13 protein-coding genes and 2 pseudogenes are annotated in these 12,081 nt (G+C 64.0%); 1 reads left to right on the forward strand and 14 read right to left on the reverse strand.

All coding sequences use genetic code 11. The annotated features are described in order from the left end of the window. From trbL to AD428_RS14920, 12 genes are all read right to left on the reverse strand, one after another. On the reverse strand, positions 1-872 hold an 872-nt coding region (trbL, locus tag AD428_RS14865), incomplete at its 3' end, for a P-type conjugative transfer protein TrbL (RefSeq protein ID WP_082308429.1). Continuing rightward, the gene (locus AD428_RS14870) at positions 869-1,183 is read right to left on the reverse strand and encodes an EexN family lipoprotein (RefSeq protein ID WP_053245684.1); all 315 of its coding nucleotides are present in this window, start codon (positions 1,181-1,183) and stop codon (positions 869-871) included. The genes trbL and AD428_RS14870, both read right to left, overlap by 4 nt. A 12-nt stretch (positions 1,184-1,195) precedes the next feature. Then, entirely contained in the window at positions 1,196-1,921 is a 726-nt protein-coding gene (gene trbJ / locus AD428_RS14875) for a P-type conjugative transfer protein TrbJ (protein WP_053245685.1), read from the reverse strand. Continuing rightward, on the reverse strand, positions 1,918-4,371 hold the full coding sequence (trbE, locus tag AD428_RS14880) for a conjugal transfer protein TrbE (RefSeq protein WP_053245686.1): 2,454 nt from the start codon (positions 4,369-4,371) through the stop codon (positions 1,918-1,920). The genes trbJ and trbE overlap by 4 nt, the downstream gene beginning before the upstream one ends. Before the next feature lie 9 nt (positions 4,372-4,380). After that, positions 4,381-4,653, reverse strand: coding sequence for a VirB3 family type IV secretion system protein (locus AD428_RS14885; protein WP_053245687.1), 273 nt, complete (start codon positions 4,651-4,653; stop codon positions 4,381-4,383). Next, the gene (locus AD428_RS14890; protein WP_053245688.1) at positions 4,650-5,033 is read right to left on the reverse strand and encodes a TrbC/VirB2 family protein; all 384 of its coding nucleotides are present in this window, start codon (positions 5,031-5,033) and stop codon (positions 4,650-4,652) included. Before AD428_RS14890 ends, AD428_RS14885 begins: the two co-directional genes overlap by 4 nt. Continuing rightward, positions 5,030-6,067 (reverse strand): P-type conjugative transfer ATPase TrbB, encoded by a 1,038-nt coding sequence (gene trbB / locus AD428_RS14895; protein ID WP_053245689.1) that lies wholly within the window; start codon positions 6,065-6,067, stop codon positions 5,030-5,032. The genes AD428_RS14890 and trbB overlap by 4 nt, the downstream gene beginning before the upstream one ends. After that, the gene (locus AD428_RS14900; RefSeq protein WP_053245690.1) at positions 6,064-6,528 is read right to left on the reverse strand and encodes a CopG family transcriptional regulator; all 465 of its coding nucleotides are present in this window, start codon (positions 6,526-6,528) and stop codon (positions 6,064-6,066) included. Before AD428_RS14900 ends, trbB begins: the two co-directional genes overlap by 4 nt. After that, complete coding sequence (locus AD428_RS14905) at positions 6,525-8,534, reverse strand: conjugal transfer protein TraG (protein ID WP_053245691.1); 2,010 nt, start codon at positions 8,532-8,534, stop codon at positions 6,525-6,527. Before AD428_RS14905 ends, AD428_RS14900 begins: the two co-directional genes overlap by 4 nt. 236 nt (positions 8,535-8,770) lie before the next feature. After that, on the reverse strand, positions 8,771-9,049 hold the full coding sequence (locus tag AD428_RS14910; RefSeq protein ID WP_053245695.1) for a hypothetical protein: 279 nt from the start codon (positions 9,047-9,049) through the stop codon (positions 8,771-8,773). After that, positions 9,049-9,990 (reverse strand): LysR family transcriptional regulator, encoded by a 942-nt coding sequence (locus tag AD428_RS14915; protein ID WP_053245692.1) that lies wholly within the window; start codon positions 9,988-9,990, stop codon positions 9,049-9,051. Before AD428_RS14915 ends, AD428_RS14910 begins: the two co-directional genes overlap by 1 nt. Positions 9,991-10,022: 32 nt before the next feature. After that, positions 10,023-10,913: an NmrA/HSCARG family protein gene (locus AD428_RS14920; RefSeq protein ID WP_053245693.1), complete on the reverse strand. Its 891-nt coding sequence runs from the start codon at positions 10,911-10,913 to the stop codon at positions 10,023-10,025. Positions 10,914-11,002: 89 nt separating this feature from the next. On the opposite strand from AD428_RS14920, the gene AD428_RS14925 reads away from it, so the two are divergent. After that, positions 11,003-11,416 carry a winged helix-turn-helix transcriptional regulator gene (locus tag AD428_RS14925; protein ID WP_053245694.1) on the forward strand — a complete coding sequence of 138 codons (414 nt, stop codon included), beginning with the start codon at positions 11,003-11,005 and terminating at the stop codon, positions 11,414-11,416. A 64-nt stretch (positions 11,417-11,480) separates the two neighbouring features. Here AD428_RS14925 and AD428_RS29555 read toward each other — a convergent pair. Next, positions 11,481-11,605: pseudogene (locus tag AD428_RS29555) on the reverse strand (DUF3363 domain-containing protein); the annotation flags it as partial. Positions 11,606-11,693: 88 nt separating this feature from the next. Further along, a pseudogene (locus tag AD428_RS26185) lies at positions 11,694-11,851 on the reverse strand (integrase); the annotation flags it as partial. Positions 11,852-12,081 lie beyond the last annotated feature (230 nt).

A 12,081-nucleotide genomic window follows, 5' to 3' on the forward strand; every position in this document is an offset into this window, starting at 1 on the left:
CCGATGGCAACGCCCGTGCCGACCGCGCCGACGGCAGCGCCGGCCATCGCGCCCGCGCCAAGCTGCGGCGCACCGGACACCAGGCCCGTAGCGATGCCGGGGCCGAAGATGCCCAGCGCCAGCAGCGCGAGCGAGGCAAGCATCACGACCAGCGCATGGTCGATGGAAGGCTCGTCGGGATGCACCTGGAACTCCGCGAACAGGCCCGAACCGATGCCGACGATGACGGCCAGCACCAGTACCTTGATGCCCGACGACACCACGTTGCCGAGCACCTTTTCCGCGAGGAAAGAGGTCTTGTTCCAAAGTGCGAACGGAATCAGGACGAAGCCGGCAAGCGTGGTCAGCTTGAACTCGATCAGCGTGATGAAAAGCTGGATCGCCAACACGAAGAAGCACAGGATGACGATCAGCCACGCGAGGAACATCACGACGATGGGCGTGATGTTGATGAACACCTCGGGGAATCCCGCCAGCTCGCGGATCTGATCGAGGATCGGCATCCCGGCGTCGATGCCGACCTTGGCCAGCCTGCCCGGTTGCAGGAAGTTCGCCATGCTCAAGGTCGAGCCGCTGGCCGTCAGGCCGAGGCCCGCGAACGAGCGGAACACGATACCGGCCAGCCAGTTGAAGTTGCCGATGATGTAGGCGAAGGCACCGACGTAGAGCACCTTGCGGATCAGCTTGGCGATCACGTCTTCGCCTTGGCCGATGGCATGGCTCATTGCCCAGAACAGCCCGGCCATCGTCATGTCGATGACGATCAGCGTGGCCGAGAGAAACGCTACCTCGCCATGCAACAGCCCGAAACCCGAGTCGATGTAGCGCGAGAACACATCGAGGAAGCGGTCGATGACCGAAACGTCGTTCATGGCGTGGCCTCCCGTCCAGATACGGCCACGGTTTCGCTGCCGTCGGCCGGCTCGTCGAAGCTGGGCGGGATCGGCGGCAGGTCGGCAAGCGTCTGGTACTCGCCGGGGCCGGCCTTGCCGGAGAGAAAGCGGCGCAGGTCGGCTTGCGCCACCCGCGCGCAGAACGCGCCGTCGTGCTCGCCCGCGCGGCATTGCGCGCGCAGCGCGTGCAGTCGGGCCGGGTCGGCGGCCAGCGCAGCCACCGAAGGCGGCTGGTCGCAGCCGGACAGCAGGAGCGCAGCGAAGGCGAGCATGACGGGCACGTTCTTCATGGCCGCCCCGCGTCAGTGGTTGTAGAAATCGACGGACTGCGGCGTGTACGGCGTGCCGCTGCCCAGGAAGCGCCGTGTTACCTCGCGGCCACGCTCAACCGCTGCGGCCTGTCGCGCCAGCTCCAGCGAGGCGGCCCGGTCTTGCGTGATCTGAAGCCGCTGCGACTGGATCGACTGCTTGGCCTGCAAGGCAAGCAACTGGTTCATGGCCTGCATCGCCTGCAACGCGCCTTCGGCCGATTGGCTCTTGCCCACGAGGTCGGCCAGCACGCCTTCGTCAACGCCCAGGTTCTGCGACACCTGCGCCTGCATCTGCATGGTGGTCTGCAAGCCGTTGAGCGTGTTCTTCCAACGCTCCTGCGTGTCGCGGTACATCTGGTCGCCGCTAACTGTGGCGGCGTACTGCTCCGGGTACAGGCGGGCAAACTCCCGATCCAGATTGGTCACGTCGTAGGCCAATCCTCGGGCCTGGGCGATCAGCCGCTCGGTGGTCGCCAGGTTGGCGCGCAACTGGCCGACCACACTGGACGGCAGGCTGGCAAGGTTGCGCGCCTGGTTCATCAGCATTTGCGCTTCGTTCTGAAGCTGGCGAATCTGGTTGTTGATCTGCTCCAGCGTGCGGATCGCGGTCATCGTGTTCTGCACGAGGTTGGTGGGGTCGATCACGACCCATTGCGCATGGGCAGTGGCGGTGCACAGCATGGCCGCGATGGCAGCGGCGACAAGGCGCTTCTTCATGGCAGGTTCTCCAGGGGTTGGTCAGCGAGGGAACCCGGCGCGAGGCCGGGGAACGAGGGCAGCAGGTCAGCTGCCCAATCGAGGCCGCAATGGCGCAACCAGGCGCCCGCGAAACCGGGCGTTCCGGCGTCCAGCAGCACGCGGTCTATGTCGCGCTGGTCTTGTGGCGTGGAAGCGCCCGCGAAGGCGAGCGCAGCCGGGCCCAGGTCGAGGTCGAACACACGGTTGCCGAGGCGGCTTTGGTAGTAGTAGTCGCGCTTGGGCTGCGCGGTGGCGACGATCTCGATCTGGCGCGAGTTCAACCCGAAGCCCTCGTAGATCGTGCGAATCTGCGGCTCGGTCGCCTGCGGGTTCGGCAGGAAGATGCGGCTGGCGCAGCTTTCGATGATCGCGGGCGCGATGGCCGAGTCCTTAACGTCCGCAAGCGATTGCGTGGCGAAGATGATCGAGACGTTCTTTTTACGGAGTGTCTTCAGCCATTGGCGGATGCGCGCGGCAAACAACGGGTCATCGAGGAACAGCCAAGACTCGTCAAGAATCAGCAGCGTCGGCGCTCCATCCAGCCGTTCCTCGAAGCGTGCGAACAGGTAGCGCAGCACCGCCATTACGGCGGCACGGCTTCCCATGAGTTCTTCCATCTCGAAGGCTTGGATGTCGGAGCGGCCCAGCCGGTCGTGATCGGCGTCCAACAGCTTCCCGTGCGCGCCACCCAGCACATAGGGCGCGAGTGCCTGGCGCAGTGTGTTTGATTGCAGCAGCACCGAAAGGCCGGTCATAGTGCGCTGCCCCACTGGTGCACCGGCGAGGCTTCCCAACGCCGACCAAATCGCCGCCTTTTCCTCGGGGCCGACCGTTATGCCTTCGTGTAGCAACCGGCCTTCGACCCATTCGGAGGCCCATGTGCGATAGCCCTCACGATCGATGCGGGCCAGTGGCTGGAAGGCGATGCCGCCATCTGGCCCCAGGTCGTAGTGCTCGCCACCAAGGCCCAAGATGGTCGCCCGGATCGAGCGGCCCATGTCGAACGCGAAAATGCGTGACCCTGGATAGCGCCGGAACTGCAAGGCCATCGTTGCAAGGAGCACCGATTTGCCCATACCAATCGGCCCTACCACCAGTGTGTTGCCTACGTCCCCAATGTGCGTGACCAAACGGAACGGCGTAGCGCCATCGGTGCGTGTGACGATCAGCGGCGGGCCGTCGAGGTGGTCGTTGCGCTCCTGGCCGGCCCACACCGCCGACACCGGCATCATGTGCGCCAGGTTCAGCGTCGAGACGATCGGCTGGCGCACGTTGGCGTAGGCGTTGCCGGGAAGCGAGGACAGCCACGCATCCACGGCGTTGAGCGTTTCGGGGATGGTCACAAAGCCCCGGCCCTGAATGGCGCGCTCCACCATGCGCAGCTTTTCGTCGGCCGCGGCCGGGTCGGCATCGAGCACCGTCACCGTGGCGGTGAGGTAGCCGAAGGCGACTTGATCGCTGCCCAGCTCCTGCAAGGCGGCATCGGCGTCGGCGGCCTTGTTGCTGGCGTCGGTATCGACCAGCGGGCTTTCCTGCTGGAAGATGGTTTCGCGCAGCAGCGCGATGACGTTCTTGCGCTTGGCGAACCACTGGCGGCGCAAGCGCCCCAATTCCCGTTCCGCCTCGGATTTGTCGAGGCACAGAAAGCGCGTACTCCAGCGATACGCCAATCCCAGGCGGTTGAGGTCGTCCAGAATCCCCGGCCAGGTCGAGGTCGGGAAACCGCGCACCGACAACACGCGCAGGTGCTGGTCGCCGAGCATGGGTGCAAGGCCGCCGACCAGCGGCGAGTCGGTCAGCAGCGCGTCGATGTGGAACGGCACCTCGGGCACCGCCAGCCGATAGCGCCGCGTCGATACCGTGGCGTGCAGGTAGGTCAACGTCTGGACGTCGTCCAACCATGCGATTTCCGGCATCACACCATCGAGCAAATCAAAGATGCGATCCGTCTCCGCCACGAAGGCGGTCAGGCACTCGCGCCAGTCCACGCCCTCGGTGGGCCGGTTCTCGTACAGCATTCCCGCTGCACGGGCACGCGATTCTTCGGGCGGCAGGTACACCAGCGTCAGGTGATAGCCGCTCTCGAAGTGGTTGCCCGATTCCTCGAATGCTGCGCGGCGTTCCTCATCCACCAGCCACGAAAGCGGCTCGGGGAAATCCGAGTGCGGATAGTCGGCAGCAGCGCGGCGCTCGGCCTCCACGAACAAGGCCCAGCCCGAACCCAGTCGGCGCAGCGCGTTGTTCAAGCGCGCCGACGTGGCGATCAGTTCGCCTTGCGTGGCGCTGTCGAGGTCAGGCCCGCGAAACCGCGCCGTGCGCTGGAAACTGCCGTCCTTGTTCAAGACGACACCCGGCGCGACCAGCCCGGCCCAGGGCAGCCAATCGGCAAGCAAGGCCGGGCGCTGTCGGTATTCGGCGAGGTTCAGCATGGCATCACCTCACACGTCCAGCAGCGGGCGGTGCTTGATGTGCCGGGCGAACACGGCCATGAACTGCGGATCGAGGCGCGCGCCCCATACCGCCAGCGCATGGCCGACGATCCAGAGCACAGCACCGGGAATCCAGAGTTGCAGGCCCAGCCCGACGGCAGCGGCCAGCGTGCCGTTGGCAATCGCCACGGTGCGCGGTGCGCCGCCCAACAAGATCGGCTCGGTGAGCGAGCGATGCAGCGGCACCTCGAACCCAGCCGCGAAGCTATCCGGCCCGCTCATACGACAGCTCCGCCGGAGAAGCTGAAGAACGACAGGAAGAACGAGGACGCGGCGAAGGCGATGCTCAAGCCGAACACGATCTGGATCAGCTTGCGGAAGCCGCCCGACGTGTCGCCGAACGCGAGCGCGAGGCCCGTGGCGATAATGATGATGACGGCCACGATGCGCGCCACCGGCCCTTGGATCGACTCCAAGATCGACTGCAAGGGGCCTTCCCAGGGCATCGAGGCACCGGCGGCCTGCGCAGTTCCGGCCAAGAACAGCAGCAGCGCGGCCAGCAGCAGCCCTTGCGCCGCAGGGCGGGCCAGGCTGTGCAGCCGTGCGAGGCGCAAAGCCGGATTTGCAGAAAAACGGAAAGCAGGAACGATCATCTGCGTCATGGCAGTTCTCCAGGGTGGTTGAGGGACGGGGAAGAAAGGTCGGACTGCGATGGCAGCTCGGGAAACGGCGCGTCCAGCGCGTCCGCCAGTTGGTAGCCCACGCCGTCGAAGCCAACGACGCGGGCGATGCTCTCGATACGGCGCTTGTGCCCGCGCCCCGCGATGTGGATCACCACGTCCACGGCCTCGGCGATCAGCGCACGCGGCGGGTTCACCGCCACTTCGAGAATCAGTTGCTCCATGCGCAGCAGCGCGCCCAGCGCGGAACCCGCGTGGATCGTGGCGATGCCGCCGGGGTGGCCGGTGCCCCACACCTTGATGAGATCCAGCGCCTCGGGGCCGCGCACCTCGCCAACGACGACGCGATCCGGCCGCAGGCGCATGGATGAGCGCACCAGCTCGGTCATGGACACCACGCCGGAGCGCGTGCGCAGCGGAACGTGGTCGCGGGCCGCGCATTGCAGTTCCACAGTGTCTTCGAGCACCAGCACGCGGTCGCCCGTGGCGGCTATCTCGGCCAGCAGCGCGTTCGCCAAGGTCGTCTTGCCGCTGCTGGTGGCCCCGGCGATCAGGACGTTCTGGCGCTCGCGCACGGCGCGCACCAGAAAGCCCGCCTGGGCGGCGCTCATCATTCCGTCCACGACGTACCGTTCCAGCGGGATCACGCCGATGGCGCGCTTGCGCAGCGCGAAGGCCGGCCCCGGCGCGGCGGGCGGCAAGATACCCTCGAAGCGTTCGCCGGTTTCGGGCAGCTCGGCCGATAGCAGCGGCTGGCCGCGATGCACCTCCGCGCCGACGTGGGCCGCGACCAGGCGGATGATTCGCTCGCCATCGGCCTCGGGTAGCTCCACGCCCATCGGCGCGCGGCCCGACGACAAGCGATCCACCCAAAGGGTGCGATCCGGGTTGAGCATGATTTCCACCACGTCGGGGTCTTCGAGCGCGGTGGCGATCAGCGGCCCCATTGCCGTGCGCAGCATCTGGATGCGCCGGTCGAGCGATGTGGCGCTCATGGATCGCGGAACGGCGCTCATGACGCACGCTCCTGCGCTTCGGCTGCTGCCGCTGCATCCTCCATCCGCATCGGGTTGGGGTGCAGTTCCTCCACCACGTCGCGCACGAGGCTGCGCCCGCGCAGCAGGTGGCGGCCAAGCTGCTCCACGAACTGCTCGAAGCGCGCCTTGCCCTGCGCACGGGCCGCGTCTTGGTGCGCTTCGGGAATCGGCGTGCTAACGGTCAGGTAGTACCGGATGAACAGCGCCAGCGTCTCGATGGCAATGCTCTGGTCGCGCTCCATGCGCTCGGCTTGGCGCGAGAGGCGGTCCAGGCGCTTGGCAATGGCGGCCTCGCGCTGGTCGGCGGCATCGGGCGACAACCACGATGCGAGCGCCGCCGCGACGATGGACGATTTGGACACGCCTTTCTTGGTGGCCAGCTCGTCCAGGCGCTTGGCGTGCTCCGGCTGGATAAAGAGGTTCAGGCGGTATTGACTCATAGCTCGATTCCGTCGTTGGGGTTCAGCGATGCCAGCCGGGCCGTGCGCTGCATGGCCGGATCGAGCTGGCGCGGAAGGGGAAGCGGCAGATCGTCGTCGTCATCGAGCAACCCGAGGTCGGCCACGGGAGCGGCCAGCTCGGGGTCGTAGGCGACGGCCTCGGAGAGTTCGGGCTGACGGCGCGGGCCGCCGTCGTCGGTCGACCCCAAGTTCTCCAGGCCATGGGCGAATGCCGTGGCTGGTGCGGCGGGCACGGCCGGAACCGCCAGCCCGCTCCAGTCGTCGGGTCGCTTCGGCGGCGCGTCGGCGTACCGCCCTTCCGCCAGCGTGGGCGATGGCAGCACGCGGCGCTTGAAATTGGCGTCCGCGTAGTAGCGCAGCTTCTTTGCCTTGATCGGCGCCACACTCGACACCATCACCACCGCCTCGTCGGGCGGAAGCTGCATAACTTCGCCCGGCGTCAGCAGCGGGCGCGCGGTTTCCTGGCGCGATACCATCAGGTGGCCCAGCCACGGCGCGAGCCGGTGGCCCGCATAGTTGCGCTGCGCGCGCAGCTCGGTGGCCGTGCCCAGCGTCTCGGAAATCCGCTTGGCGGTGCGCTCGTCGTTCGTGGCGAACGTCACCCGGACATGGCAGTTGTCGAGGATCGAGTGGTTCTGGCCGTAAGCCTTGTCGATCTGGTTGAGCGACTGCGCGATCAGGAAGCTGCGGATGCCGTAGCCCGCCATGAAGGCCAGCGCCGTCTCGAAGAAGTCCAGGCGCCCCAGCGCCGGGAACTCGTCCAGCATCAGCAGCAGCTTGTGGCGGCGCTTGATGCCATCGGAACCGTCGAGCGATTCAGTGAGCCGCCGTCCGATCTGGTTGAGGATCAGGCGAATGAGGGGCTTCGTCCGCGATATGTCCGAAGGCGGCACCACCAGATACAACGACACCGGATGCTCGGCCGCGATCAGGTCAGCGATACGCCAGTCGCAGCGCGAAGTAACTTCGGCCACCGTGGGATCGCGGTACAGGCCGAGGAACGACATGGCGGTGCTCAACACGCCGGAACGCTCGTTGTCCGCCTTGTTGAGGACTTCGCGCGCGGCAGATGCCACCACAGGATGCGGCGCATTGCCCAGATGCCGCGTCGTCATCATCCGATGCAGGGTCAGCTCGAATGGGCAAGCCGGGTCGGAGAGGAAGTTGGCGACGCCGCGCAGCGTCTTGTCTTCGCCGGCGTAGAGCACATGCAAGATCGCACCGACTAACAGCGCGTGGCTGGTTTTCTCCCAATGATTGCGCCGTTCCAGCGCACCTTCGGGATCGACCAGAATGTCCGCGATGTTCTGCACATCGCGCACTTCATGCGCGCCGCGCCGCACCTCCAATAGCGGGTTGTAGGCCGCCGATTTCGCATCGGTGGGGTTGAACAGCAGGCAGTGGCTGAATCGGCTGCGCCAGCCGGCGGTGATCTGCCAGTTCTCGCCCTTGATGTCGTGGATGACGGCCGACGCCGGCCAGCTCAACAAGGTGGGCACTACCAGGCCCACGCCCTTACCCGAGCGCGTGGGCGCGAAGGTCAGGACGTGCTCCGGGCCATCGTGACGCAGGTACTGGCGGTCGTGCTGGCCGAGGAACACGCCGGCCGGTTGCGTCAGGCCCGCCTTGCGAATGTCATCCGCGCTCGCCCAGCGCGCAGAGCCGTATGTGGTAACAAGGCGTGCTTGGCGCGAGCGCCAGACCGACATGGCGATGGCCACGCCCACGGCGACCATGCCGCTGGCGCCGGCAATGGCGCCGCCGATGTCGAAGACCTCCGGCGCATAGGCGCCGAAGAAGAACCACCACTCGAACAGCTTCCACGGGTAGTAGACAGGCGTGCCAAGAAGATCGAACCAGGGCGAGCCAAGGCGTACTTGATACCCAAGGGCGGCTGCTGTCCATTGTGTGGCGCCCCACACTCCGGCGATCACGATGCCGAATACCACGGCAATCTGACCGAACCGCACGTTCGTCCCTTGCATGACCTGGCCTCCGATCTCTCCTGCGCTGGTTCCTCTTGGAAGAAGCGGCACAAGGGCGTGCCGCAGGCGTCAGGTTCGGCGCCGGGTCAGTGCCGGTCAAAGACCGTTTCAAGCAGAAAGGTCGAGCAAAAAGACGGAATGAGTGAGCCAGCGAGCCAAATAAAAACGCCGCAAGCGCGGGCGCATTGCGGCGTGTCGAACGGAAAAGTGAAGGTGATGCGGCGACGGGCCAACAATCAGAACTTGGGCGGTTCCTTCGGCGGCGTGTAGGGTGTTTCGCCGTCGCCATAGAACCGCATGCGCGTGGCCTCGGTGACCCGGTTGCACAGCACGTCGCCCAGCTTGGGGCGATCCTTCTTGCATCGCTGGCGCAGGTCATTGAGCCATTTGGGGTTGGCTGCCAGTTCTTCCACCGTCGGGATGTTGGCCGCAGAATCAGCGGGGCTCTGTGGTGTCTCAGACTGGCCACACGCGGTCAACAGGGCCACGAGCAGAAACGAAATGATCTTATTTATCACGCAGGTCCCCCTGCGGGATCAGGGTTATGGCCCGCCTTGGGCCGTGGAAATTCTGGAGATTCGATGGCCTCTACGCGCTCAATGAACCGTTTCAGCTCATCCGACGGCTCGCCTCCGAGGCGCAGCAGGTAGGTTGTCAGCGGCGGCACGCGCGAGGCCAATGGTCGGGCCACCACGCCCGGTTCACGGCAGGCGGCAATGTGCGCAGCGCCCGCCAATCCGAGCGCAAAGCCAGCCGATACCAGCGCCATCATCAGATCGCATGTTGCGACCCGCTCTGCGATCAGTGGCTCCATATCCACTCGCCGCAGCACCCGATCAACATGCTTGGCATGGCCTTCGCAGACTTGCGGGTCGCACAAAACCAGCGGATAGCGCAGCAGTTCCTCCAGGGGAATCCGCTTGTGGGCCAGCAGTGGATGCCGTGCTGGCACCGCCACCATGAGCGCGTCACTCCAGGCGGGGATGGTGACGACCCCATCGCCGACCTCATCGGATTGCGCGAATCCCACGTCGTACAGATCGTCGTGCAGGCCCTTGATCTGTTGCGCCAGCGGCACCTCGAAGAGGCGGATTTCAACCTCCGGCTCTTCCTGCCGGCACAGCGCCAGCAGTGCTGGCAAGCGTGAGGGCGTGATTCCATCGGACAGTGCCACACGCAACTGGCCGTGGAAGCCATTGGCCGCTGCCTTTACGCTGTCGCGCGCCTGCTGTAAGGCGGCGAAGACGCGCGGCACATGATCCAGAAACAGCTTGCCCGCTCCGGTTAGGCGCGTGCTGCGCGTGGTACGGGCGAACAGCACCACGCCGAGTTCTTCTTCAAGTTCTTTGATGGCGCGCGACAAGGGTGACTGCTCGATATGCAGTCGCTCTGCTGCACGAGCGAAGTGCAGTTCTTCAGCTACGGCGAGAAAGCAGCGGAGGTGGCGAAACTCCATCTTGGTGCATTCTCTTCTCTTCTTGGGGCAGCCTATCCGCGCTTGTTTCCGGCGCACGCTTCTTCAAGTTTTTTTCTTCCAACGCTCATTAACCATGAACGCAGCGAGAGAAGCTCAGGATTGAGCTCCCGCATCAAATCGAGATCTACTCGCTCTGCAAGAGGACCATCTTCTAGGCTTGACGCCATGTGCGCCAAATCGGCATTGGCGGCCAGGACCTCATCTGGGAATCGGGTATAGGTGATGGGTCGACCAGCGGCCTCCGAGAAGGCTGCCTCCATCTCGCGACCTGTCACGCGATCGCTCGCAATCCTCAACGTCATCCCGGCAAATCGGGCTTTGTCCGCAAACATGGCGGCAACGATTTTCCCGATGTCCTCCACGGCAGTTAGTTGGATCGAATGATCTCGGTGGACCAGGAAAACTAGCCGCCCTTCTTCAAGGCCAAAACCAGGGCAAACTAGCATCTCCATAAAGATCATCGGGCGGACGATGGTTGCCGTGAGCGGAAGTTCGCGGATGTGTGCCTCGATACGAGGCTTGGCATCGAAGCGCGGAACACCTGTCAGTTTGTCACCAGCGCTCGCCCCCGAGGAATAGATGAAATGATCGACATGGCTCTTTTGTGCCAGATCAGCGACGCGGTTTCCGTAACGAACTTCATCTTCAGCCGACAGATTGGCTGGCATCACGCTGAAGACGCCATGCACATCCTTCATGGCCGACGCGATGACACTGGCATCTTCCAATGACCCACGCACGAGTTCAGCCCCTGCCTGCCGTAGCGCGATGGACGCGGGTTCGGATGGGTCTTGCACAAAAGCGCGAACGGGCCAATGATCCTTCAAGAGGGCTTTGGCCACCGATCCGCCTTGCCGGCCGGTGGCTCCAAAAACCAGGATTGGGCGATTCACTTCATTCATGATTCAACTCTCAAAAATGATGATCTAGTATTCTTTCCTAGATGTCTAAATTGCGAAAGACGGCACTTTTCTGAACCTAAGGCACAGAAATGAAACTCATAGACCACGCAGGATCGGACTGTCTCAACGAGAACTACGAAGGCGATCTATCCTTCCAGCCAATTCCCTTGAACGGTATCTGCACGCGACTTGGTGACAAATGGACCGCTCAGGTGATCTGGCACCTTGCCATTGCGCGTGATCGTCGGCTGCGGTTTTCTGAGATCAGGCGTCAGGTGGAAGGGATCACACAGCGCATGCTGACATTGACACTGAGAAACCTGGAACGAGATGGCTTGATAGAGCGCCACTATTTTCCTGAGGTACCTCCGCGCGTGGAGTATGAAATTACGGAGATGGGGAGAAGCATGTTGCACGCGCTGAAGGGAATCAACTTGTGGATCAGAGAGAACCTCCCGCGCGTAGAGGAATTACGTCAAAATTACGACGCCAACAAGCGTTGATATATCTTCCTAGCAAGTCTTACAAGGACAGAGGCTAGGAGAACCGTAAAACGAAATGGTCATGCTACCGACCTATCTTCCACGACATCCCGCCACCGTACACCGTCGCGGCAAGCTGCTGGCCTAACCGCTGTTCGATCACCGCCATCAGGGCACCAGGTTGAGTCGCATGCAATCATCTAGCATCGCGCAGCCTGCATCGCCGCAGGCGTGCTTTCCGCAGTATGAGCAGGCCAAGCGTCGCTTCGGCACGAATGAATCTCGTCGAGGGTGACGTCCGCCACGCTTCGGCCAGCCACTGCTGCGCCATGAAGCGGGCCTGCTTCATGGTCAGTTCCACGAACCAGCCAAGGCAGGCTTGCGGCGCTCGCCCACGTTTGTGCAGCACTGGAGCATGAACACCCGACGGCCCGCCGGAGTTATCGTGCACAGGAAGCAGCCCGGGCGAAGTGAAGTTCTTCGGCAACCGCGAAGAAGTAGCGAAGGTGACGTCCGCTTACTTTCTCCATTTTTCTCTGCACGTCATTCAGGCATCAAGTCAGTGGAACTCGTTGGGAGGAGTTGATGCCCCCATTCTTACTGGGCCGCAGAAGTAGAAACTGATGCGGCCATGGCCAGCCGCTGTTTTGGTGTGAGCCCGCCCAATGCCATATTCGGGCGTTCGT

The sequence above is a fragment of the Achromobacter sp. DMS1 genome (genome assembly GCF_001270295.1).